The following is a 22865-nucleotide window of genomic DNA, read 5'->3' as shown; positions in this document are numbered from 1 at the left end:
TGCGGCGCGCGCCCAGTAAGTGATCAGCGCCGGGTGATCAGGGCTTGGTCGGGACCTTGATCTTGCCGGCCACGATGTCGGCCTTGTAGCCGTCGAGCTTGGCCTTGACGTCGTCGACGTGGCCGCCGGACGTGGCGAAGCCGACGCCGTCGTTGGTCAGGTCGTACTTCTTCGTCCCGGCCTGGAACGTGTTGTTGGTGACCGAGTTGACGAAGTCGTACACCGCCAGGTCCACCCGCTTGATCATCGAGGTGAGGATCTGGTCCTTCACGCTCGCGACCGCGGGCTGGTTGTACTGGTCGGAGTCGACCCCGATGGCCCACTTCTTCGCGGCCCCGGCGGTCTGGATCACGCCGATGCCGGCGCCGCCGGCGGCGTGGTAGATCACGTCCGCGCCGGCGTCCAGCTGGCCCTGCGCGGCCTCCTTGCCGAGCGCCGGGTTCTTGAACCCGTCGAAGTTCGGCGGCTGGGTCAGGTACTTGGCCGGCAGGATCTCGATGTCGGACTTGGCGTGCTTGGCGCCCGCCTCGTACCCGGCCTGGAACTTGTGGATCAGCGGCACGTTCACGCCGCCGACGAAGCCGATCTTGCCGCTCTTGGACTTCAGCGCCGCGGCGGCGCCGACCAGGAACGAGCCCTGCTCCTCGGAGAAGCAGGCGCCCAGCACGTTCGCGCCCTCGACCTTGCACTGGTCGGCGTCCACGACCAGGAACTTGGTGTTCGGGAAGTCCTTGGCGACCTTGTTGATCGAGGTGGTGTACGCGAAGCCCACCCCGATCACCGGGTTGTAGCCCTGGTTCGCCATCAGCCGCAGCCGGGACTCCTTGTCGGAGTCCGGCTCGTCCGGCTTGGCCGAGATCTCGTTCGTCTCGATGTTCAGGTTCTTCTTGACCCGGTCCAGGCCGGCCGCGGCCGAGTCGTTGAACGACTGGTCGCCACGGCCGCCGATGTCGAAGGCCAGGCCGACCTTCAGGGTCTTCTTGTCGCCCTCGCCGCCACCGTCGGAGGCTTTCTTGCCACCGCAGGCGGCGGCACTGAGGGTCAACGCCGCGCCCGTCATGGTGACGAGCGAGATCTTCAGTCCACGGCGCAAGGCAGCGCTCCCTTCCCGATTCCCCAGAAATCGATCGGACGCTACCCCGCAGAACGCGCAGAACGCCCGTTGTGCACCGATTCGCAACGCGTCCGTTACCAAGGCGTAGGCGAGATCGCCACAGGTCAGGACGCGGACCGGACCGCCGGGGGACGGCGCCGGAAGCATGCCCGGAAACCGGGCCACGGGGGATGGGGGGCCGGCGTGCGGATCAGGCGATCGCGGCGCCCTCGACCGGCTCGGTCTCGCCCGGCCGGCCGCCGTCCCACAGCGCGGTCAGCGCCGTCGCCGCCAGCACCCGGACGCCCACCGCGATGCAGCTCTCGTCCACGTCGAAGTCGCCGCGGTGCAGGTCGTACTCGTCGTCCGAGCCCGGCCTGCGCACGCCCAGCCGGGCCAGCGCGCCGGGGATCGACTCCAGGTACCAGCCGAAGTCCTCGCCGCCCAGGCTCTGCGGGGTCGGCACGGCCGCGTCCTCGCCGAGCACCTGCGCCGCCGCGTCCCGCAGCATCTGGACGCTCGCCGCCTCGTTCACCGTGGGCGGGACGCCGCGCACGTACTCCAGCGACGCCTCCACGTCGTAGGCCGCCGCCACCGACTCCAGCAGCGCCTTCATCATCTCCGGGGCCCGGTGCCACGCCTGGTCGTCCAGGCAGCGGACGGTGCCCTCGGCGATGCCGTCGTCGGGGATCGCGTTGGCCACCGACCCGGCCGACACCCGCCCCCACACCAGCGACAGGCTGGAGCGCGGGTCGACCCGCCGGGACAGCGCCGACGGCAGCTCCGTCACGATCTTGGCGAGCGCGTACACCAGGTCGGCGGTCAGGTGCGGGCGGGCGGTGTGGCCGCCGGGCCCGGTCACCTTGACGTACACCTTGTCGCAGGCCGCGGTGATCGGCCCGGTGCGCAGCCCCAGCTTCCCGACGTCCACGCGCGGGTCGCAGTGCAGCGCGAACGCGCGGTCGACGCCGCAGATGCCGCCGGCCGCCATCACGTCCAGCGCGCCGCCGGGCGTCTCCTCCGCGGGCTGGAACAGCAGCCGCACCCGGCCGGGCAGCAGCCCCGCCTCGGCCTGCTGCGCCAGGAACAGCCCCGCGCCCAGCACCATCGCGGTGTGCACGTCGTGCCCGCAGGCGTGCGCGACACCCGGCACGGTCGAGGCGTACGGGACGTCCTTCTTCTCGTCCTGGAGGGGCAGCGCGTCGATGTCGGCGCGCAGCGCCACCGTCGGGCCGTCCTCGGGGCCGATGTCGCAGAACAGGCCGGTGCCGCGCGGCAGGATCCGCGGCTTCAGCCCGGCCGCCGCCAGCCGCCCGGCGATCCGCTCGGTGGTGCGGTACTCGGCGTACCCCAGCTCGGGGTGCCGGTGCAGGTCGCGCCGGAACGCGATCAGGGCGGGCTCGGCCAGCGCGAGGAAGGCGTCCAGCTGCGGCTGCAGCGCGGCGCCGCCCAGCGCGGCGGCCCGCCCCTCGGCGGTGCCGGTGCGGGCGCCGGTCCCGGCGCCGTCGTGGTCGTCGCTGGTGCGCTGCGCCGCCCCGGGGGCGGTCGGTGGTTCAAGGCCCGGCATCACCCCGGGTCCGGTGTGTGTCATGTGCGCCCCCTGCGCGAGGGCGGAGCCGAACGGCGTCCGCCCGGTGGACTTCTCTCTGGGTGGATCGGCGGGTGGGTCGGCGGATGTCTCCGCGGGCGATCCGGCCGCATGGTCGTCGGGAGGGTCCCCCGGTTCGCCCGGTTCAGGCGGTCCCTGCATTGGCGACCTCCCCGTACGTGACGAACCGGTCCTGCGCGAGCTCCATGATCGCCGCGTCGACCAGGTCCGGTACGGATCCGCCCTCGGCGCGGATCGCGCGCTGGCGCTCGTACGGCGCCCCGTACTCCAGCACCTCGCCGGCGACCTTGAGCTCCTCCGCGCAGCCCAGCCGGTCGGCCACGGGCTCCAGCTCGCGGATCAGCTCGTAGAGATCGTCGCGGAGCGGTGCCGTGCTCCCCGTGTCGTCGGTGATGACGATGGCGTCGAGCCCGTACCGGGTGGCCCGCCACTTGTTGTCGCGCACCACCCAGGCGGCCGGCCGCGGCAGCGTGTAGCCGCGGTCCAGCTGCTGTTCGAAGAGGGTGACCAGGCTCTGGCACAGGGCCGCGGCCATGCCCACCTCTCGCATGGTGGGAATGCCGTCGAACATCCGGATCTCGACGGTGCCGAAATCGGGATGCGGGCGGATGTCCCACCACACTTCCTTGATGCTCCGGATCGTACCCGCCCGGAGCAGCGTTTCCATGTAATCCTCGAACGCCGCCCAGTCGTCCAGGAGGTGGGGCGGCCCGGCCGTGGGGAGCTGGCCGAAGACGACCGCCCGGCTGGAGGCCAGGCCGGTGTCGCTGCCGCTCCAGTACGGGCTGGAGGCGGTGAGGGCGAGGAAGTGCGGCAGGTAGGCCGAGAGCGCGTTGACGATCGGGATCGCGCGGTCGACGTCGCTCACCCCGACATGCACGTGCACGCCGAACGTCTGGATGCGCCGGGCGAGCCACTGCATCTGCTCGATCAGCTCGGCGTAGCGCTTCATCGGCGCCATCACCGCGTCCCGCCAGTCGCTGATCGGGTGGGTGCCCGTGCAGGCCAGCGTGATGCCGCGGGCGGCGGCCGCGGCGCGCAGCTCGGCGACCGTGGCGGCCAGGTCCTGCTTGGCCTCGCCGACGGTGTGGCAGATGTCGGTCACGATCTCGACCGTCGACTCCATCAGCTCATGCCTGATCTTCGGGTTGTCGCCGCCCTCGCTGAGCGACGGCAGGGCGGCGAGCACCTCGCCGGCGTCCTGCCGCAGGTACCGCGTCTCCGCGTCGATGAGCTGGAGTTCCCACTCCACGCCCAGCGTCGCGCCGCGCGACGGGTTGAAGTCAATGGCCACGGCCAACCTCCGTCCACAATCCTCGCAGGTCGATGCGTGGCACGTGGCGCTATTCGGCCAGCGGGGCCCTAAGCCTGCACAAACGCGCAGCCAGGCTCGGGCCGTGCGTTCCATCATGGCGTCCGGTGCCCGCCACGCTGCGGGAAACCATGCCCTATGCGGATCATTTGACTCGTCCGGGCTGCCGACGATCACGGCGTGTCACCCTTTTCGGTCATTGAACGGTACCGATGTCATCCTCAGAAGGAACTAGTCCGTCCGTCCGGAACCCGCATCCGGAACGGTACGCAATGATCACATGACGGACCGTATCCGGGGAATGATCGGCGCATGGCTGAGACCGTCCCGGAAAACGGCGTACCGGAACGCGGCGGCACCGGCGAACCGGTGCCCGCTACGTCCCGTATACACCCAGAGTCTTGTAGATCAGGAAAGCCGGAAAGGTCAGACTGTCGGGGCGGCGGCCATCGGCCGCCGCTTACGTCGCCTAATCTTCTAATCTTCGGGAGTTCACGAGCGGTGTGCACGAGTGACCGGAACGAGGGGCGGCGGAGCTTGCGAGCAGAGCGAGGAGCGGCACCATGGCGGGCGGCGGCACCGCGGGGATTCCAGCAGGCCCAGGGAGCCCGGGGAGCCCAGGCAGCCCGGGGAGCGCGGCCGTGAGGCGCGCGGCCGCCGCCGCGGCGGCACCGCTGCTCGCCGCGACGCTGCTGGCCCCGCCCGCGCAGGCGGAGCCGAGCCCGGCCGCGACCGGGCCGGTCGGCGGCCCGCAGCTGGCCGGCAAGGGGATCGTGGCCGGCCAGGGGCCCGGCGTCCCGGCACCGCCGAAGATCAAGGCGTCCTCGTACCTGATCGCGGACGGCGACACCGGCGAGGTCCTGGCGGGCAAGGACCCGCACGGCCGGTACCTCCCGGCGAGCACGCTGAAGACGCTGACCACGCTCACCCTCGTCTCCAGGCTCGACAAGAACAAGCTCGTACGGCCGACGCAGAAGGCCTGCGACGTCGAGGGCACCAAGGTCGGCATGACGCCGAAGATGCAGTACAAGGTGTCCGACCTGTTCCACGCGCTGATGATGATGTCGGCGAACGACGCCGCGGTGGCGCTCGCCGAGGCCAACGGCGGCATGGCCAAGACGCTCGCCGACATGAACGCCGAGGCCCGCCGCATCAACGCCCGCGACACCCTGGCCGGCTCCCCCAACGGCCTCGACAAGGACCTCGGGCTGGACGTCAAGACGCAGCACACCTCCGCGTACGACCTGGCGCTGATCCTGCGCGAGGGGATGAAGAACGCCGACTTCCGCAAGTACGTGGAGACGATCGACCACCACTTCCCCGCGCCGCCGTCCAAGAAGGAGCGCAAGCGGGGCAAGAAGGTCGGCGGCTACCCCATCCACACCCACAACCGGATGCTGGCGGGGCAGTCGCAGGAGTACGAGGGCATGCTCGGCGGCAAGAACGGCTACACGATCGCGGCGAAGCAGACGTTCGTCGCGGCGGCCCGCCGGAACGGCCACACGATCATCATCTCGCTGATGCGCGCCGACGAGCAGCCCTCCCGCCTGGCGGCCGAGCTGCTCGACTGGGGCTTCGCCGCTCGCGGCAAGGCCAAGCCGGTCGGGACGCTCGTCCCGCCGGGCGACCCGGCGGCGAAGAAGGCCACCGACGCCCACAAGCTGCTGCCGACCAACCCGCTGACGCACGACGATTCCGCCGGCGGCTGGGGCCTGGTCGTCGGCGGCGGGGCGGCCGCCGCCGTGCTGGTCAGCGGCGCGATGTTCGTGCTGCTGCGGCGGCGCCGCAGCGCGCCGTACACCGAGTCGTACGACGAGGCCGGCTCCTGACACCGGGGTGACGGTGGCGTGACTGGCCGCCCGCGGCGACCGGCCTTACCCTCGCACTGGGGCCGGCCGCCCGCGCCGCCGCCGGACGGCGGGCCGGTGCCGCTGGAGGATCCGCCGTGTTCCACGAGCACCCGAACGCCGCCCTGATCCGCGACGGCTACACCGCCTTCGGCAAGGGCGACATGGACATCATCCGCACCCTGCTGCACGAGCGGGTCGTCCACCGCGTCCCGGGCCGCGGGCCGCTGTGCGGGGAGTACCGCACGCCGGAGGAGGTCCTCGGCTTCTACGTCCGGGTGTTCGAGCTGTCCGGCGGGACGTTCCGCACCGAGCCGTACGCGGTGATGGCGGGCGACGACCACGCCGTCGCGCTCGTCAACACCCACGCCGAGCGCCCCGGGCGGGTGCTGTCCGGGCGGGCGGTCGACGTGTTCCGCATCCAGGACGGCCGGATCATCGAGATCAGGACACTGGCCGAGGATCAGTACGCGGACGACGAGTTCTGGTCGTGACCCCGCCGTCACCGTCCCGTTTCTCGGCGGTGAGGACCGCCTGACGGGTCGCCGTCCAGGCCGCCACCAGCAGCAGGAACCGCGACACCACGTTGATCCAGATCATCAGCCCGACCAGCACCGCGAACGAGGCGTACACCGGGTTGCTGGTGGTGTGCCCGAGCAGCAGCGTCGCGGCCTGCTTGAGCACCTCGAACCCGAGCGCCCCGGCCAGCGCGCCGCGGTAGATCGACCGCCAGGGCGCGCGGGTGCCCGACAGCCGGGAGAACAGCACCAGGAAGATCACCGTGTTGGACGCGATCGCCATCGCGAACGAGAGCAGCCGCAGGGCGGTGCCGGCCCCGGCGACCTCGTCCCAGCCCAGCCAGGTGAGCACCGTGTGGCTGGCCTGGTTGGTGATCGTCGTCACCGCCATGCCCAGGATGAGCAGGACCCCCAGCAGCGCCAGCACGCCCAGGTCCCAGGACCGCCGGACGAAGAAGTTCGCCCCCGGCTGCGGCTCCTTGCCCCAGATGTCGCGCAGCGACTCCCGCAGCACCTGCACGAAGCCGAGCCCGGTCACCAGCAGCCCGGCCAGCCCGACCACGCCCGCCGCCGTCTTGGACTTGACGATCTCCTCGACCTCCAGCTGCTGCGCCATCCCCGGCAGCAGCGAGTAGACCGCGTCGACGAAGTAGGTCCGCGCCAGGTCGCTGACCCCGACGAGGTAGCCGAGCAGCGCGTACGTCAGCGCGAGCAGGGGGAAGAACGACAGGAAGCCGTACGAGGTCAGCGCCGCCGCGAGCCGGTCGCCGCGCCGGTCCTGGTACCGCTCGAACGCCCGGACCAGATGGTCGAACCAGCCCCATCGCCGGCGCCGCTCGCGGAGCAGGCCCGTTCCGGCGTCCCGTACCGTGCCGATCCGGCCCCAGACGCTCCTGATCACCTGCCGCATACGGGCGGTCTACCCCGCTGTGTCTAGATCAACGCTCTGTCCGGTCAACGCTCCCCTGGGTGACATCCCGCTAACCGGCCGGAGCGTTCTTGGTGAAGTAAAAGTTCCGCCGCGGCCGCCAGACGCCGTCGGGTCCGTGCTCGTACAGGGAGAAGCTCTCGACGGTGAACGCGGCCTTGTAGGAGGCCAGCTCCTTGTAGGCGCGGTCCATGACCTCCTCGGGGAGGTGGTGGGCGACCGTCACGTGCGGGTGGTACGGGAACTCCAGCTCGCGGGTGAGCGGCCCCGACACGACCCGCCGCTGGAGGCGGGAGCAGCCTTCGGCGCCCTCGGCGAGCGCGACGAACACGACCGGCGACACCGGGCGGAACGTCCCGGTGCCGCGCAGCCTGATCCGGAACGGGGCGCCGGCCTCGGCGACCGAGCGCAGATGGTGCTCGATCGCGGCCAGCGCGCCGGCGCCGGCGACCTCGGTCGGCGGCAGCAGCGTGATGTGCGTGGGGATCGCGTCGGCGAGCGGATCGCCGAGGGCGCCGCGTGCGCGCTGCAGCTCCGTGCCGTACGGGTCGGGGATCGGGACGGCCACCCCGATCCAGCGTGCGGGCCCCGGCTGCTCCGGAGCTCCCGGGGTCACCGCCGTGCCCGGGGCCCGCGCGGGCTCAGTGGCCTCGCCCAACGAACCCCACCCTGTCACGGACCACGTCCATGGTCCGCCGGGCCACCGCGCCCGCCCGCTCGGCGCCGTGCGCCAGCACGCGGTCCAGCCGCTCCTCGTCGGCCAGCAGCTTGGCGGTCCGCTCGCGGATCGGCTCGAACGTGTCGAGCACGACCGCGGCCAGCTCCTTCTTGAACGTGCCGTAGCCGCCGTCGCCGTACCGGGCCTCCAGGTCGGCGATCGGGGTGCCCTCCAGCGCCGAGAAGATCCGCAGCAGGTTGGTGACGCCCGCCTTGTTCTCCTCGTCGTAGCGGACCTCGGTGCCGGTGTCGGTGACCGCGCGCATGATCTTCTTGCGCATCGGGCCGGGCTCCTCCAGGACGTCGATGATGCCCTGGGGGGAGGACGCCGACTTGCTCATCTTCGCGGTCGGCTCCTGAAGGTCGGTGATCTTGGCCGCGCCCGCGGGGATGAACGCCTCGGGGGCCACGAACGTGTCGCCGAACCGGTGGTTGAAGCGCTGCGCGAGCGTCCGGGTGAGCTCCAGGTGCTGCCGCTGGTCCTCGCCGACCGGGACGTGGAACGTCCGCTCGCCGGGGCCGGGCTCGGGCGAGTAGAGCAGGATGTCGGCGGCCTGCAGGACCGGGTACGTGAACAGGCCCACGGTGGTGCCGCCGGTGCCCTGCTTGGCCGACTTGTCCTTGAACTGCGTCATCCGGCCGGCCTCGCCGAACCCGGTGAGGCAGCCCAGCACCCACGCCAGCTCGGCGTGCTCGGGCACGTGGCTCTGCACGAACAGGGCCGAGCGCTCGGGGTCCACGCCCATCGCCAGCAGCTGGGCGGCGGCGACGCGGGTGCGGCGGCGCAGCAGCTCGGGGTCGTGCTCGACGGTGATCGCGTGCAGGTCGACCACGCAGTAGAACGCCTGGTGGGTGTCCTGCAGGGCGACCCACTGGCGGAGCGCGCCGAGGTAGTTGCCCAGGTGGAACGAGTCGGCGGTGGGCTGGATCCCCGACAGCACGCGCGGGGCGGGGCCCGTGCTGGGGCCGGTGCTGGGGCCGGTGCTGGGAGTGGAGGCTTCGGACATGCTCACGGATCGATTCTCTCAGGCCTCGCGCGAGGCGGCGTCGCCGGTCCGGCGCCGGCCGGGGCGGTGGCCCCGGAGGCGCCGTCAGCGGTTGGGACGCCGTCCGGTGCGGGGACGTTCGGTACGGGGGCGTCCGGACCGGCTCCGGCCACCGGCCCCGGCGCGAGGTCTCCGGCGCCGGACCGCACCGGCGACCCGGACTCCACGGGCGGCACGGGCGGCACGGACCGCAACGGCGCCACGGGCGGCACGAGCGGCCCGGGTGGCACGGGCGGCACGGGGACGGCCTGGGACGGGACGGGCTGCGCCGGACCGGGCTGCTGACCGGGACCCGGCTGCCCCGGAACGGACGGGGTGACGCGCACGCGGGCGACCCGGCGGCCGTCCATCCGGACGACCGACAGCCGGCACCCCGCCGCCGCCACCGCGTCCCCCGCGGCGGGGACCCGGCCGAGCGCGGCCATGATGTGCCCGGCGACCGTCTCGTACGGCCCGTCGGGCAGCCGCACCCCGGTCTCGGCGGCGAAGTCGTCGAGGTTCAGCAGACCGTCGACCTCGACCACCCCACCGTGCAGACGTTGCGCTTGCGCGTCCTGGACATCATATTCATCGCGGATGTCCCCGATGAGCTCCTCGACCAGGTCCTCCAGGGTGACGATGCCGGCCGTGCCGCCGTACTCGTCCATGACGATCGCCAGGTGGTGGCCCTCGCGGCGCATCTCCGACAGGACCGGCAGCACCCGCCGGGAGGCCGGCAGGTACGGGACGGGCCGGACCAGCTCCCCGACCGGCACGCCGCGGTCGGCGACCTCCGGCACCAGCAGGTCCCGGATATGGACGAACCCGATCACCTCGTCGTGCGATCCGCTGCACACGGGGAACCGGGAGTGCGGGCTGCCCGCCGCAATCCGGGCGGCGGCCGCGAGCGTGAGGCCGGCGTCCAGGAACTCCACCTCGGTACGCGGCACCAGCACCTCGCGCAGCGGCCGTTCGGCGGCGGCGAAGACCTCCTCGATCAGGGCCCGCTCGTCGGCGGCGATCTCGGTGTTGGCCGCGATCAGGGCCCGGACCCGCGCCGCGGTGACCATCTCGCGCGGCGCGCCGGGGTCCTCCCCGGCCAGCCGCGCGGCCAGGCCCGCGGACCGGGCCGTCAGCCGCGCCAGCGGGCGGGCCAGGGCCCGGCCGCGGCGGGAACGGTGCTCGTCCATGGCGGTGCGCGCCTCCCTGCGGGGTGCCGGCTGCTCACGTTGCCGCTGTGCTTTCCAGCCTTCCCCGCCCGGGGTTGCCGATAGCCTGATCCGCGTCCCGGCGATGCCCCCCAGCGAAACGACCAGGAGGATTTTCCGTGAAGTTGCTCGTCACTGGAGGCGCCGGTTACGTCGGCAGCGTCGTCACCGCCCAGCTGCTCGAGGCCGGGCACGAGGTCGTCGTGCTCGACGACCTGTCCACCGGGCACGCGGACGCGGTCCCCGCGGGCGCCCGGCTTGTCCAGGGGACGCTGCGCGAGAAGGCCGCCGGGGTCCTGGCGGAGGGCGGCTTCGACGCGGTGCTGCACTTCGCGGCCAAGTCCCTGGTCGGCGAGTCGGTGCAGAAGCCGTGGCTCTACTGGGACGGCAACCTCGGCGAGTCGCTCGCGCTGCTGGACGCGATGCGCGCGGCGGGCACGTCCCGGATCGTGTTCTCGTCCACGGCCGCCACGTACGGCGAGCCGGAGGAGACGCCGATCGTGGAGACGGCGCCGACCCGCCCGACCAACCCGTACGGGATGTCGAAGCTGGCCATCGACACCGCGCTCGCCGAGTACGCGCGGCTGTTCGGGATCGGCGCGGTCTCGCTGCGCTACTTCAACGTCGCCGGCGCCCGGCTCGTCGAGGGCGGCGCCCAGGGCGAGCGGCACGCGGTCGAGACCCATCTGATCCCGAACGTGCTCAAGGTCGCGCTCGGCGAGAAGGAGTCGGTCAGCGTGTTCGGCGAGGACTACCCGACGCCGGACGGCACCTGCCTGCGCGACTACATCCACGTCGTCGACCTCGGCGTGGCGCACCTGCTGGCGCTGGACGCGTGCGCGCCGTCCACCCACCAGATCTTCAACCTGGGCAGCGGCAGCGGCTACTCGGTGCGCGAGGTCATCGACATGTGCCGCGAGGTGACCGGGCACGCGATCCCGGCCGAGGTCGGCCCGCGCCGGCCCGGCGACCCGGCGATCCTGGTGGCCTCGTCCGAGAAGATCAGGACGGCGCTGGGCTGGAAGCCGGAGCGCGACCTGCGGGCCATGGTCACCGACGCCTGGACCTTCGTCCAGGGCCGATGAGCGCGCACGCGTCCGCCGCGCCGCTGACGGCGGCGTTCACCGAGGCGTACCGCCGCGCCCCCGAGGGCGTGTGGCACGCACCGGGCCGGATCAACGTCATCGGCGAGCACACCGACTACAACGGCGGGTTCGTGCTGCCGTTCGCGCTGCCGCTGGGCGTGTCGGTCGCGGCGGCCCGGCGGGACGACGCCGTGCTGGAGGTCCGGTCCCTCCAGGCCGCCGACGCGGCAGTCACCGTCCCCCTCGACGGCACCGGGCCGGACGAGGTCGGCCGGTGGGACGCGCGGGAGCGGTGGGCGGCGTACCCGTTCGGCGTGGCGTCGCTGCTGCGCGGGCGCGGCGCGGGCGGCGCCTCCCTGCTGATCGACTCCGATCTGCCGCAGGGCGCGGGCCTGTCGTCGTCGGCGGCGCTGGAGTGCGCGACCGCGCTGGCGCTGTGCGACCTGTACGGGCTGGACGCCCTGGCCGCCGACCGCCCCGAGCTGGCCCGGCTGGCGCAGCGCGCCGAGAACGACTACGCGGGCATGCCCTGCGGGATCATGGACCAGTCGGCGGCGCTGCTGTGCACGGCCGGGCACGCGCTGATGCTCGACTGCCGCAGCGGCCTGTCCGGGCAGGTCCCGCTCGACCTGCCCGGCAAGGGCCTGGCGCTGCTGGTGGTCAACACGCGGGCGCGGCACGAGCTGACCGGCGGCGAGTACGCGGCCCGCCGCGCCGACTGCGAGCGGGCCGCCGCGCTGCTGGGCGTCGAGGCGCTCCGCGACGTCAAGGACCTCGGCGCGGCGCTGGCCCGGCTGGACGACCCCGTACTGCGCCGCCGCACCCAGCACGTCGTCACCGAGAACCACCGGGTCGAGGCCGCCGCCGGCCTCCTGCGCGCCGGCGCCGAGGCGGAGCTGGGCGGCATGCTGACGGCGTCCCACCTGTCCCTGCGCGACCTGTACGAGGTGTCCTGGCCGGAGGCCGACCTGGCCGTCGAGACGGCGCTGAAGGCCGGCGCCCGCGGCGGCCGCATGATCGGCGGCGGGTTCGGCGGCTCGGTGATCGTGCTGACCGCCGCCGACCGCGCCGCCCGGGTCCGCGACGCGATCACCACCGCCTACCGCGACCGCGGCCTCCCCGGCCCGGAGTTCCTGGACGCCGTCCCCTCGGACGGCGCCCGCCGCCTCCTCTAGCCGTTCTCGTAGCCGCCGTTCTCCTAGCCGCCGTTCTCGTAGTCGCCGTCCTCGCCGTTCAGGGCGTCCTTGATGTCGTCGCGCAGGTGCGCCGCGGTGTCGGCGGCCTCCTTCTGGCCGAGGGAGGTGAAGCCCTCGACGGCCTCGTCCACCAGGGCGAGCGCCTCGGGCAGGCGCCCCAGCTGGGCGAGGATGCGGGCCTCGTCGTACGCCACCCGGGACGCCTCCCAGGTCCGGCCCGCGGTGTCCTCGGCGGGCAGCCCGGCCAGGGCGGCGCGGGAGCGCCCGATCTCGGCCAGGCCCTCCTCCGGCCGGCCGCACCACAGGTGGCACAGCCCGGCGGCGCGGCGGGCCCGGACGACGCCGTACGGGTTCCCGGCGGCCTCGAACGCCGCCGCCGACTCCAGGAACCGCTCCACGGCCTGCTCGTCCCTGTCCAGGCGCGTCAGGACGCCGGCGCCCAGCTCCAGCAGCTCCCCGGCGGCCCCCGCGTTCCCCTCGGCCGCCGCCTCCGCGGCCAGTTCCCCGAACAGCTCGGCGGCGCTCTCCTCGCCCAGCTCGGACTGCGCGTGCGCGAGGATCAGCCGGAGCCGCCGGAACGACTCGGGGTCGTCGAACGACGCGACGATCGGCAGCGCCTCCTCGGCCGTCTCGGCGGCCTCCAGATGCCGGCCCTCGCCGTGGTAGGCCCCGGCCAGCTCCAGCCGCGCGTACGCGGCCTGCGCCGCCGCCCCGGCCGCGGTGAACCCGGCGACCGCCTCCACCAGGTCGGCGATCGCCTCCCCGCGCCCGATCGACGCGAGCAGCGTGCCCCGCTCGGCGTGCGCGGCGGTCGCCAGCCACGGATCGGCGGCCCGGCCCCGCTCGACGGCCTCGTCGAAGATCTCCAGCGCCGCCGCGAAGATCTCCTCGTGCCCCTCCGCCGCCCGGTGGCCGCGCTGGGCGAGCAGCCGCCCCAGCGTCAGCGACGCCTCGGCCAGCTGGGCGGCGTGCGCCTGCCCGTCGCCGTCGCTCTTGAACGCCTCCCGCGCGGCCTCCAGCAGGGGCACGGCCGCCTCGGTGTCGTCCGTCCGCAGCGCCACCCGGGCGCGCATCAGCGCCAGCTCACCGGTCTGCTCCGCCCCGTCCGGCACGACGGCGTCCAGGAGCGCCATGGCCTCCGCGTCGTCGTCCCCGTTGAGCAGGGCCCCGACCAGGCGCATCCGCGCGGTGAACGCGCGCCGCGTCCCGGCGGCGTGACCCGCCAGGTAGTCCGCGGCCTCCCGCAGCATCGGCAGGCCCTCCCCGGTCCGCCCCTGGCCGCAGCGGATCGCCCCGACACGGCTGCGCGCCGCCTGCCGCGCCACCTCGTCGCCCGCCTGCCCGTACAGCTCGGCGGCGCGCTCCCAGGCATCCAGCGCGCCCTCGACGTCCTCCCGCGCGAACCGCTCCGCGCCCTCGCCGTCGGTACGGCGGGCGGTCTGGAGCGTGGTGGGCTCGGCGGCCACCTCGTCGTAGCGGCGCCAGGCCGCGGCCGCGCGGTCGATCCGGCCCGCGATCCACTCCTCCTGGCCGATGTCGAGCAGCGCGTCCGGATCGGCCACGTCCGCGTGATCCGGAACGGGCCCGGCCGCCGCGGCGGGAACCGCGACCGCGGGCGGCCGGTCGTACTGCGCCAGCGGCAGCCGGTCCGCGAGCGGCTCCGCGTCCAGCAGCTCCCTGATCAGCCCGCTCTGGTGCTCGTTGCCGTTGCGCACGTCGAACCGCGCCGCCACCGCCAGCGCCCGCTCGGCCAGCTCCGCGCGCAGCTCGCCCGCCGCGACCTCCACCGACTCCACCGGACCGCCCGCCGCGACCGGCCGCGCGATCAGCACGTCGCCGTGCCCGGCCTCCTCCACCCGGCGCAGCAGCAGCGCCGCCGACGCCGCGAACCGCATCTCCGCGTACGGGCTCGGCGCCCTGTCCAGCCACCCCAGATGCCGCTGGACGATCTCCAGCCCGCGCGCCTCGTTGCCGGTACGGGCGCAGAACTCCACATGCTCGCCGATGTAGGCCAGCTCGTTCAGCCGGGACCGCATCAGCCGGTACCCGAGCAGGTGCGCGTTGCGGGCGTCCTCCAGCCGGCCCGCCCGCAGGAACACCGGCAGCAGCCCCGTCAGGATCGCCTGCGGCTGCTCGGCGCAGTTCAGCCGCTCCTGGAGCACCGGCTCCGCGACCGCCAGCGCCTCCTCGTCCCGGCCCCGCCATCGCAGATGGCTCACCTTGCCGGTCGGGTCGCAGCCCGCGCAGTCCGACAGCTCGTCGCGCGGCGTCGTGTGCCACATCGCGAACCAGCGGTCGGCGGCGTCGCCGTTCCCCAGATGCTTGGCCACCCGCGCCCGGCGGCCGTACACGGCCTGGAGGCTGTGCCCGCCCAGCTTGTAGCGGCGCTCCATGTCGTCCAGCGCGGCGCGGGTCCGGTCCAGCGGCACCTCGGGGAACTGCGTCAGCGAGTAGACGATCCACTTGTACTGCCACAGCAGCCGGTGCTCGGCCGCCTCCCCCAGCGCGCCCGGGTCCGCGTCGTACTCGGCCAGGCAGCGGCTGAACGTCGTGAACGTCTTGGTCGGCTCGCCGCCGAACTCGTACGCGCTCCCCAGCTCCATCCGCACGTCGAAGGTCACCCGGGGGTCCCCCAGCTCCTCCGCGCGGCGCAGCGCCTCCTCCGTCACGACCGTGCGCGCCTCGCCGTAGGGCAGCGCGTACGCCCGCCCCATCAGCTCCTGGACCTGCTCAAGGCTCACTTGGACTCTCCTGCTTCCGCGTCGGGGGTGTGCATGGCCCACTCCAGCAGGCCCAGGAACGAGCGATTGAGCGCGGCCGTGTCCGCCGGCCGCAGCGGATGCTGCCCGTACAGCAGCGCCTGGCCGTACAGGCCCTGGACGGCCAGCTCGACCAGCCCCTCCTCGGTGAGGGACGTGACGCGGCGGGCCAGCGGGTTGCGGTGGTTGAGGACCAGCTGGGGACGGTCGGCCTGGACGGCGCCGTTCAGCGCGCCCAGCACGTCCGCCCACAGGCCGTCGGCCATCTCCCGGGCCTCCTCCAGCTCCGCCTGATGCTGCGCCGCCCTGCTCGTGACGTACAGCGCCGGCAGCGACGGCGGATCGAAGTCGCGGACCACGACCTCGCACCCGAGCCGCTCCACCGCCCTCCGCGCCGCCGCCAGGAACGGCCGCAGCGCCAGCTCCGCCGCCGGGTCCAGCACGCCCAGATGCGTCGTCAGCTCCGCCGGGTCCAGCCGGGGCAGCGCCGCGTCCGGATCGACCGCCGGCAGCCGCTCGATGATCTCGGTGTCGTGCACGTAGCCGCCGTTCACCAGCCCGACGCCCTGCGCGCCCGCCACCGCCGACAGCCGCCGGAACTCCTCCACGCTCGTCACGTACCGCGCGTCCGCGTGCCGCCGCCGGAACTCCGCCAGCGTCATCGGCCCCGCCGACGTCTCGAACTCCAGCCAGCGGTCCACGATGCGCAGCATGTCGTCGTCCTGCAGCGCCATCGCCTTCACGCCCAGCTGGTGCAGCCGCAGGAACGCGCGCAGCCGCGCCGGATCCGTCTCCGACAGCCGGACGAGCCACTGCCGCAGCCGCTCCCCGAGCGCCTGCCGGGTCGCCTCCAGCAGCTCGTCCTCGTACAGCGCCTCCCGGCTCGCGGTCGGCCGCAGCTCCCCCGCGTCCACCACGCACCGGACGAAGAACGCCCACTCCGGCAGCAGCCCCTCGACGCTCTCCGCCAGCAGCATCCGCTTCAGGTAGACCCGGTGCGCCCCCCGCGCGGCCGGCGCCACCGGCTGCGGCAGCACGAACGCCACCCCGGTCAGCCCCGCCTCCGGCACGTCCAGATCGATGACGTCGAACGGGTCGAACCCGTACAGCTCCCGGCAGTACGCGTCCAGCGCCCGCCGCCGCCGCGCCGGATCCGCGTGCGCCACCGTCCAGGGCGGCCCGCCGCCGGTGACCGGCGCGCCGTCCACGGTCAGCTCGACCGGCAGCAGCGACCCGTACGACCGCGCCAGCTCCCGGACGATCTCCGGGCTCAGCAGCTCCGCCGACCCCGGACGGGCCTTCAGCGTGACCGTCGTGCCCGGCTCGTCCCGCTCGCCCGGCTCCACGCGGTAGCGGCCGTCCGCGAAACCCGTCCAGCGCACCGCCGGCGCGCCCGCCTTCGCCGACCGCGTCACGACCTCGATCTCGTCCGCCACCAGGAACCCCGACAGCAGCCCGATCCCGAACTGCCCCAGGAAGTCGTGGCGCGCGAAGCCGAGCTCGTCCCGCTTGGACGAGCGCCCGATCGTGGCGAGCAGCCGGTGGACCTCCTCCTCGGTCAGGCCGATCCCGTCGTCGTGCACGCGCAGCCCGCCGCCGGTCTCGATCCGCACCGTCCCGCCGCCCGCGCCGCGCGCGGTGATCGCGTCCACCGCGTTCTGCAGCAGCTCGCGGAGGTAGACCCGCGGGCTGGAGTACAGGTGCCTGCTGAGCAGGTCCACCACGCCACGAAGATCTACCTGAAACGCCTGGTCCACGCCGCCGCCCCTCATGCCCTGCCCGGTCCGCGGCAAGCCTAGTAGCGAAAACCGACGGTTAAACGCCGATTTCCCCGGAGACACGGCGAGCCCCGGACCGTACGGCCCGGGGCTCGACGAAACCGCGTCAGGTCAGATGAGACCCAGCTTGCGGACGGCGTCGCGCTCCTCCGCCAGCTCGTTCACCGACGCGTCGATCCGCGCCCGGGAGAAGTCGTCGATCTCCAGCCCCTGGACGATCTTCCAGGCGCCGTCCTTCGTGGTCACCGGGAACGACGAGATCAGGCCCTCGGGCACCCCGTACGAGCCGTCCGACACCACGGCCATGGACGTCCAGTCGCCGTCCTTGGTGCCGTTCACCCAGGTGTGCACGTGGTCGATCGCCGCCGACGCCGCCGACGCGGCCGACGACGCGCCCCGCGCCTCGATGATCGCCGCACCGCGCTTGGCGACGGTCGGGATGAAGTCGTTCTCCAGCCACGCCTGGTCGTTCACGACCTCGGCGGCGCCCTTCCCGCCGATCTCCGCGTGGAAGATGTCCGGGTACTGGGTCGCCGAGTGGTTGCCCCAGATCGTCAGCTTCTTGATCTCGTCGACCGACACGCCGGCCTTCTTGGACAGCTGCGCCAGCGCCCGGTTGTGGTCCAGCCGCGTCATCGCGGTGAACCGCTCGGCCGGGACGTCCGGGGCGTGCTGCTGCGCGATCAGGGCGTTGGTGTTGGCCGGGTTGCCGACCACCAGCACCTTGATGTCGTCGGCGGCACCGGCGTTGATCGCCTCGCCCTGCGGCTTGAAGATCCCGCCGTTGGCCTCCAGCAGGTCACCGCGCTCCATGCCCTTGGTCCGGGGCCGCGCCCCGACCAGCAGCGCCACGTTGGCGCCCGCGAACGCCTTGGTGGCGTCGTCGTAGATGTCGATCCCGTCCAGCAGCGGGAACGCGCAGTCGTCCAGCTCCATGGCGGTGCCCTCGGCGGCCTTGACCGCCTGCGGGATCTCCAGCAGGCGCAGCCGTACCGGGGTGTCGGCACCGAGCAGATGGCCCGAGGCGATGCGGAACAGCAGCGCGTAGCCGATCTGGCCGGCCGCGCCGGTTACGGTGACGGTGACTGGGGTGCGAGTCATGGCCTCTTCTCCTGCTGTGACATTTACGGGGCTCAGGCGGCCCTTGTGGGAACCCGACCACCCGAGAGCGCGCCGCCGCGCGAGTTCTCTCGCCGTCGAGATAGTTCGCCAGCAGGCTATCGCGCGCCGCCGCACCGGGTACGCGCAGGTGCGTCAACGGGCATTCCCCCACCCGCCCCGGCCACACGAAAGGCCGCCCCGGGTTCTCCGGAGCGGCCTTCCAACGCTCATCCGCGAAGCGCGGCCTTACTTGAGCTTCTTCTGGAGGTTGGTGTCGAGAGCCTCCAGGAACTGCTCGGTCGTCAGCCACTCGGTGTCGCGACCGACCAGAAGCGCCAGGTCCTTGGTCATCTGGCCGCCCTCGACGGTCTCCACGCAGACCTCCTCAAGGGAGCGCGCGAAGCCGACGACCTCGGGCTGGGAGTCGAGCTTGCCGCGGTGCTCCAGGCCCCGGGTCCACGCGAAGATGGACGCGATCGGGTTGGTGGAGGTCGGCTTGCCCTGCTGGTGCTGCCGGTAGTGGCGGGTCACCGTGCCGTGCGCGGCCTCGGCCTCGACGGTCTTGCCGTCGGGGGTCATCAGGACCGAGGTCATCAGGCCGAGCGAGCCGAAGCCCTGCGCCAGCGTGTCCGACTGGACGTCGCCGTCGTAGTTCTTGGCCGCCCAGACGAAGCCGCCGTCCCACTTGAGCGCGGCGGCGACCATGTCGTCGATGAGCCGGTGCTCGTAGGTGAGGCCCTTGGCGTCGAAGTCCGCCTTGAACTCGGCGTCGAAGATCTCCTGGAAGATGTCCTTGAAGCGGCCGTCGTAGGCCTTCAGGATCGTGTTCTTCGTCGACATGTACAGCGGCATCTCGCGGCTGAGCGCGTACCGCATCGTCGTCCGGGCGAAGTCCCGGATCGAGTCGTCGAAGTTGTACATCCCCATCGCGACACCGCCGCCGGGGAAGTTCGCGACCTCGAACTCCATCGGCTCGCCGCCGTCCTCGGGCGTGTAGGTGATCGTCACCTGGCCCGGGCCGGGGACCACGAAGTCGGTCGCCTTGTACTGGTCGCCGTGGGCGTGCCGGCCGATGATGATCGGCTTGGTCCAGCCCGGCACCAGGCGGGGGATGTTCGAGGTCACGATCGGCTCGCGGAACACGACGCCGCCGAGGATGTTGCGGATCGTTCCATTGGGGGAACGCCACATCTTCTTGAGGCCGAACTCTTCGACGCGCGCCTCGTCGGGGGTGATCGTGGCGCACTTGACGCCGACGCCGTGCTCCCGGATGGCGTTGGCCGCGTCCACCGTGACCTGGTCGTCAGTGGCGTCGCGGTGCTCGATCCCGAGGTCGTAGTACTTCAGATCGACGTCGAGGTACGGCAGGATCAGCTGGTCCTTGATGAATTTCCAGATGATCCGGGTCATCTCGTCGCCGTCGAGTTCGACGACGGGGCCCGCTACTTTGATCTTGGGCATGCTGTTGCTGTCCCTTTCCTACACCGGCCCAGCAGTCCTTGTAAGGCTCAACTGGGAAGGCTATCCGAGAGCACCCGGCGGTCTAGACCTCGGGTCTACCCGCGCTTGACCACGGGACCGGCGATCGTCAGCCGGGCGCGTGGTGGGCCCCGTGCCGGGCGACCGATCTCCTGCGCTTGGCCAGCAGGAACCGGACGCCCCGCGCGACGAAGAGGCACGCGATCAGTACCCCGAACGCGGCGGCCACGCCCAGCCCGGCGCGGTTCATCGGCGGGACGCTCAGCGAGACGAACGCGACGGCCTCCCCCAGGAAGACCAGCGTCCAGCAGTCGATGGAGCGGCTCCGGACCGCCAGCATGCCGAGCTGCGACTCGGGGAGCACCAGCCGGGCGAGCGCGCCGATCAGCAGCGCCGCCGCGATCAGCACCGTTCCCTTGCGGAAGTAGTGGAACGAGCACAGCACCAGCCCGACCGCCACACCTGACAGCACGATCAGATAGGGCAGCCTGGCGAGCCAGTGCGGTGCGGTTCCTCTCCGCGCGGGGGGCCTGCGCCGCCGGCGGCGCACCTCGGTGCTCATGGATCCGACCGTAGCCGGTCCGGCGGCTCCCCACGACATCCACCGGCACCCTTCGGATAGGGGTCCAATCGGGCCGAAGATTTCTCCCCATGACCCATCTCTCACCGGAGACTCTTCACGCCAATGGCGTAACGCGTGAGGTCCAGGAACTCCCGATGGACACCGAATGCCTTATGCCATCGGTGCTACCGGCCAGTAGGGGGGTGTGACGGGAACGCGGCCGGGTAACCCGGCAGACAGGGGTCGCTAACTAGCTGGGAGGACTGCCGTGGAGGGGCCGTTCATGCGGATCGAGGACAGCGGGCTGGTGGTGCCGCTGCGCCCCGACGTCACGACGGTCGGGCGCGGGCGGGGTGTCGACATCCGCCTCGACGACCCGAGTGTGTCCCGATTGCACGCAGAGATCGTTCGGCGCGGCCCGTACGTGTACGTCGTCGACATGGGGCTCTCCCGTAACGGGACCCGTGTCAACGGCCGGCCGATCGCCCGCCGCGTTCTGGAGGACGGCGACGTCGTCAGCTTCGGCACCGCGCGGTGCCGCATGGGGGGCATCCCCCGGGAGGAGGTCGATCCGGACGTCGAGCTGCGCCGCGCCGTGGCTCCGGAGCTCACCCGCCGCGAGGTCGACGTGCTGACCTCGCTGTGCCGTCCCGCGCTGTCGGACGAGGCGTTCGTCGCCCCGGCCACCGCGCGGGAGATCGCCGGAGATCTCGTCGTCACCGAGGCCGCGGTCAAGCAGCATCTGCTGCGGCTCTACCAGAAGTTCCGAATCCCGGAGGGCGCCAACCGGCGCACCCGGCTCGCCAACGAGGTCATCGCGATGGGCCTCGTCCGCCCGCTTCCCCCGGTGCACGTGCCGCAGCAGGCCCGGTCACCGATGGACGGCGGGCGGCCGAGAGGCCCGGAGGTGCGCCGCCCGGGACCGGCGCACGCGGCGAGCCACGTCCCCGGTCGCACCGCGGCGACCGCGGCGGGCCGCCGGGCGAGCTGATGTGACCGTGCGATCGCCCTCCGGGTAGCGCAGTAGAGGGCGGTCGCCACGACACCGTACGGGGTCGCGAGTTCCTCGCGACCCCGTACGGGGTCGGCACCGGAGGTCAGGAGGCGGCCTTCTCGGCGGCCTCAACGACGTTGGCCAGCAGCATCGCGCGGGTCATCGGGCCCACGCCGCCAGGGTTGGGGGCGACCCAGCCGGCCACGTCGCGGACGTCGGCGGCCACGTCGCCGGCCAGCTTGCCGTCCACCCGGGACACGCCCACGTCGAGCACGGCGGCGCCCGGCTTGACCATGTCACCGGTGATCAGCCCCGGTACCCCCGCGGCCGCGACCACGATGTCGGCCTTCCGCGTGTGCGCCGCCAGATCGGCGGTCCCCGTGTGGCACAGCGTCACGGTGGCGTTCTCGCTGCGCCGGGTGAGCAGCAGCCCCAGCGGCCGCCCGACGGTCACGCCGCGCCCGATGACGGTGACCTCGGCGCCCTTGATCGGCACGTCGAACCGGCGCAGCAGCTCCACGATCCCCTTGGGGGTGCAGGGCAGCGGCGCGGGCTGCATGAGCACCAGCCGGCCGAGGTTGATCGGGTGCAGCCCGTCGGCGTCCTTGAGCGGGTCGATCCGCTCCAGCACGCGCTGCTCGTCCAGCCCCTTGGGCAGCGGAAGCTGGACGATGTAGCCGGTGCAGGCCGGGTCGGCGTTGAGCTCGGCGACGGCCCGTTCCACGTCGTCCTGGGTGGCGTCGGCGGGCAGGTCGCGGCGGATGCTCTCGATGCCGACCTCGGCGCAGTCGCGGTGCTTCATGGTGACGTAGGCGTTGCTGCCCGGGTCGTCCCCCACGAGCACCGTGCCGAGCCCGACGGTCACACCGCGCTCGCGCAGCGCCTCCACCCGCACCTTGAGGTCGGACCGGATCTCCGCCGCGGTGGCCTTGCCGTCCAGGATCTGTGCAGTCATGCGTACCTCCGCGCTGAACTGGCCGGGTGCCCCGCCTGGGCGGCCTCGTCCCGGCTCGTCCCGGTCACCCAGGCGCGCGGTGTCCGGACTGTCTTCGCTCCCCGGTGGTCGTCCACCTTGACCGCGCCAGTCGCGTCCGTCCCATGCTACCGAGCGCGCCGGGGCCTAGTCCTCGTCGGTACGGGACCGCCAGGCGATCAGGCGGTCGGTGCCGTGCCAGCCGAGCTGCGCGGCCAGGATCGCGGCGAGCACCGCGGCGGCCAGGCCCACCAGCTGGCGGGACTCCGTCAGGAGCGAGGCGGCCTGCGTCGCGCTCCAAACCAGCAGGGTCACGAGAACGTCCATGCGGAAAGCTCCAAAGCACCAACGGCGAGCGGGCCCGCGCACCCAAAGGGCAGGTCAAAGGATCATCAAGCGAAGATGCGCGGAAGCCCCGAGGCTACCAACCCCGAAACCCAAAAACGCCCAAACAACTCGTAAAGACCCCAGCCCCGCCCTTCCACAGAACCCCGAGACCCCCCCAGCCCGTGCCCGGGGGGCAAGGGGCGGAGCCCCAACTCCCCAAGTCACATCCCCGCACCATGACCAACGACCCAAACCCCGGCCCAGGGGCAAGGGGCGGAGCCCCCAGAGATGGGGGCTAGGGGGCGGAGCCCCCAGGCAGGGGGAGTGGGGGGCGGCAGCCCCCCACCCGGACGG

19 protein-coding genes are annotated in these 22865 nt (G+C 72.8%); 5 read left to right on the top strand and 14 right to left on the bottom strand.

From position 1 onward, the window contains the following. Nucleotides 1-37: 37 nt before the first annotated feature. From AB0881_RS24020 to AB0881_RS24010, 3 genes are all read right to left on the bottom strand, one after another. Complete coding sequence (locus AB0881_RS24020; RefSeq protein ID WP_366620053.1) at nt 38-1093, bottom strand: BMP family ABC transporter substrate-binding protein; 1056 nt, start codon at nt 1091-1093, stop codon at nt 38-40. A 211-nt stretch (nt 1094-1304) separates the two neighbouring features. Continuing rightward, nucleotides 1305-2684, bottom strand: a complete 1380-nt coding sequence (locus AB0881_RS24015) for a M20 family metallopeptidase (RefSeq protein ID WP_366620051.1) — start codon at nt 2682-2684, stop codon at nt 1305-1307. 142 nt (nt 2685-2826) lie between these two features. After that, nucleotides 2827-3996 carry a glutamate--cysteine ligase gene (locus AB0881_RS24010; RefSeq protein ID WP_366620050.1) on the bottom strand — a complete coding sequence of 390 codons (1170 nt, stop codon included), beginning with the start codon at nt 3994-3996 and terminating at the stop codon, nt 2827-2829. 659 nt (nt 3997-4655) lie between these two features. Between AB0881_RS24010 and AB0881_RS24005 the strand changes: the two genes are divergently transcribed. Both AB0881_RS24005 and AB0881_RS24000 read left to right on the top strand, forming a co-directional pair. Further along, nucleotides 4656-5843, top strand: a complete 1188-nt coding sequence (locus tag AB0881_RS24005) for a D-alanyl-D-alanine carboxypeptidase (protein WP_366620048.1) — start codon at nt 4656-4658, stop codon at nt 5841-5843. 116 nt (nt 5844-5959) lie between these two features. Beyond that, nucleotides 5960-6355 (top strand): nuclear transport factor 2 family protein, encoded by a 396-nt coding sequence (locus AB0881_RS24000; protein WP_366620046.1) that lies wholly within the window; start codon nt 5960-5962, stop codon nt 6353-6355. Here AB0881_RS24000 and AB0881_RS23995 read toward each other — a convergent pair. The 4 genes from AB0881_RS23995 to AB0881_RS23980 all read right to left on the bottom strand — a co-directional run bounded on the left by AB0881_RS23995 (nt 6306) and on the right by AB0881_RS23980 (nt 10239). After that, nucleotides 6306-7289 (bottom strand): YhjD/YihY/BrkB family envelope integrity protein, encoded by a 984-nt coding sequence (locus AB0881_RS23995; protein ID WP_366620044.1) that lies wholly within the window; start codon nt 7287-7289, stop codon nt 6306-6308. The genes AB0881_RS24000 and AB0881_RS23995 overlap by 50 nt on opposite strands. A gap of 70 nt (nt 7290-7359) precedes the next feature. Continuing rightward, complete coding sequence (locus AB0881_RS23990) at nt 7360-7965, bottom strand: 2'-5' RNA ligase family protein (RefSeq protein ID WP_366620042.1); 606 nt, start codon at nt 7963-7965, stop codon at nt 7360-7362. Then, the gene (gene trpS / locus AB0881_RS23985) at nt 7949-9031 is read right to left on the bottom strand and encodes a tryptophan--tRNA ligase (RefSeq protein WP_366620159.1); all 1083 of its coding nucleotides are present in this window, start codon (nt 9029-9031) and stop codon (nt 7949-7951) included. Before trpS ends, AB0881_RS23990 begins: the two co-directional genes overlap by 17 nt. A 2-nt stretch (nt 9032-9033) precedes the next feature. Continuing rightward, nucleotides 9034-10239, bottom strand: coding sequence for a hemolysin family protein (locus AB0881_RS23980; RefSeq protein ID WP_366620040.1), 1206 nt, complete (start codon nt 10237-10239; stop codon nt 9034-9036). A gap of 137 nt (nt 10240-10376) precedes the next feature. On the opposite strand from AB0881_RS23980, the gene galE reads away from it, so the two are divergent. Together galE and galK are read left to right on the top strand one after the other, a co-directional pair. Further along, the gene (gene galE, locus AB0881_RS23975) at nt 10377-11342 is read left to right on the top strand and encodes a UDP-glucose 4-epimerase GalE (RefSeq protein WP_366620038.1); all 966 of its coding nucleotides are present in this window, start codon (nt 10377-10379) and stop codon (nt 11340-11342) included. Further along, a complete protein-coding gene (gene galK, locus AB0881_RS23970; protein WP_366620036.1) occupies nt 11339-12517 on the top strand; it encodes a galactokinase in 1179 nt (392 codons plus the stop codon). The genes galE and galK overlap by 4 nt, the downstream gene beginning before the upstream one ends. Nucleotides 12518-12540: 23 nt before the next feature. On the opposite strand, the gene AB0881_RS23965 is transcribed toward galK, so the two are convergent. The 5 genes from AB0881_RS23965 to AB0881_RS23945 form a co-directional block, all read right to left on the bottom strand. Continuing rightward, nucleotides 12541-15279, bottom strand: a complete 2739-nt coding sequence (locus AB0881_RS23965; RefSeq protein WP_366620034.1) for a hypothetical protein — start codon at nt 15277-15279, stop codon at nt 12541-12543. After that, entirely contained in the window at nt 15276-17069 is a 1794-nt protein-coding gene (locus tag AB0881_RS23960; protein WP_366620157.1) for an HSP90 family protein, read from the bottom strand. Before AB0881_RS23960 ends, AB0881_RS23965 begins: the two co-directional genes overlap by 4 nt. A 117-nt stretch (nt 17070-17186) precedes the next feature. Then, a complete protein-coding gene (locus tag AB0881_RS23955; protein WP_366620032.1) occupies nt 17187-18176 on the bottom strand; it encodes a malate dehydrogenase in 990 nt (329 codons plus the stop codon). A 246-nt stretch (nt 18177-18422) separates the two neighbouring features. Continuing rightward, the gene (locus AB0881_RS23950; protein ID WP_366620030.1) at nt 18423-19637 is read right to left on the bottom strand and encodes an NADP-dependent isocitrate dehydrogenase; all 1215 of its coding nucleotides are present in this window, start codon (nt 19635-19637) and stop codon (nt 18423-18425) included. Between the two features lie 127 nt (nt 19638-19764). Further along, on the bottom strand, nt 19765-20217 hold the full coding sequence (locus tag AB0881_RS23945; protein ID WP_366620028.1) for a DUF3017 domain-containing protein: 453 nt from the start codon (nt 20215-20217) through the stop codon (nt 19765-19767). Between the two features lie 268 nt (nt 20218-20485). Between AB0881_RS23945 and AB0881_RS23940 the strand changes: the two genes are divergently transcribed. Then, nucleotides 20486-21208: an FHA domain-containing protein gene (locus AB0881_RS23940; RefSeq protein WP_366620026.1), complete on the top strand. Its 723-nt coding sequence runs from the start codon at nt 20486-20488 to the stop codon at nt 21206-21208. Nucleotides 21209-21314: 106 nt separating this feature from the next. Here the strand turns inward: AB0881_RS23940 and AB0881_RS23935 are convergent, their stop codons facing one another. Further along, complete coding sequence (locus AB0881_RS23935) at nt 21315-22166, bottom strand: bifunctional methylenetetrahydrofolate dehydrogenase/methenyltetrahydrofolate cyclohydrolase (protein WP_366620024.1); 852 nt, start codon at nt 22164-22166, stop codon at nt 21315-21317. Nucleotides 22167-22331: 165 nt separating this feature from the next. Beyond that, nucleotides 22332-22511, bottom strand: a complete 180-nt coding sequence (locus AB0881_RS23930) for a hypothetical protein (RefSeq protein WP_366620022.1) — start codon at nt 22509-22511, stop codon at nt 22332-22334. Between the last annotated feature and the right edge of the window lie 354 nt (nt 22512-22865).

Origin of the sequence: Spirillospora sp. NPDC029432 (assembly GCF_040703975.1) — a bacterium.
Classification (GTDB): domain Bacteria; phylum Actinomycetota; class Actinomycetes; order Streptosporangiales; family Streptosporangiaceae; genus Spirillospora.
This window is presented reverse-complemented; position numbering and strand designations above follow the sequence as displayed.

What these genes read in the sequence shown, in the direction of transcription:
- AB0881_RS23960 (WP_366620157.1), bottom strand. Translation starts at nt 17,069, where the DNA reads ATGAGGGGCGGCGGCGTGGACCAGGCGTTTCAGGTAGATCTTCGTGGC.
- AB0881_RS23980 (WP_366620040.1), bottom strand. Translation starts at nt 10,239, where the DNA reads ATGGACGAGCACCGTTCCCGCCGCGGCCGGGCCCTGGCCCGCCCGCTG.
- AB0881_RS23955 (WP_366620032.1), bottom strand. Translation starts at nt 18,176, where the DNA reads ATGACTCGCACCCCAGTCACCGTCACCGTAACCGGCGCGGCCGGCCAG.
- AB0881_RS24015 (WP_366620051.1), bottom strand. Translation starts at nt 2,684, where the DNA reads ATGACACACACCGGACCCGGGGTGATGCCGGGCCTTGAACCACCGACC.
- galK (WP_366620036.1), top strand. Translation starts at nt 11,339, where the DNA reads ATGAGCGCGCACGCGTCCGCCGCGCCGCTGACGGCGGCGTTCACCGAG.
- AB0881_RS23935 (WP_366620024.1), bottom strand. Translation starts at nt 22,166, where the DNA reads ATGACTGCACAGATCCTGGACGGCAAGGCCACCGCGGCGGAGATCCGG.
- AB0881_RS23950 (WP_366620030.1), bottom strand. Translation starts at nt 19,637, where the DNA reads ATGCCCAAGATCAAAGTAGCGGGCCCCGTCGTCGAACTCGACGGCGAC.
- AB0881_RS23945 (WP_366620028.1), bottom strand. Translation starts at nt 20,217, where the DNA reads ATGAGCACCGAGGTGCGCCGCCGGCGGCGCAGGCCCCCCGCGCGGAGA.
- AB0881_RS23930 (WP_366620022.1), bottom strand. Translation starts at nt 22,511, where the DNA reads ATGGACGTTCTCGTGACCCTGCTGGTTTGGAGCGCGACGCAGGCCGCC.
- AB0881_RS23995 (WP_366620044.1), bottom strand. Translation starts at nt 7,289, where the DNA reads ATGCGGCAGGTGATCAGGAGCGTCTGGGGCCGGATCGGCACGGTACGG.
- trpS (WP_366620159.1), bottom strand. Translation starts at nt 9,031, where the DNA reads ATGTCCGAAGCCTCCACTCCCAGCACCGGCCCCAGCACCGGCCCCAGC.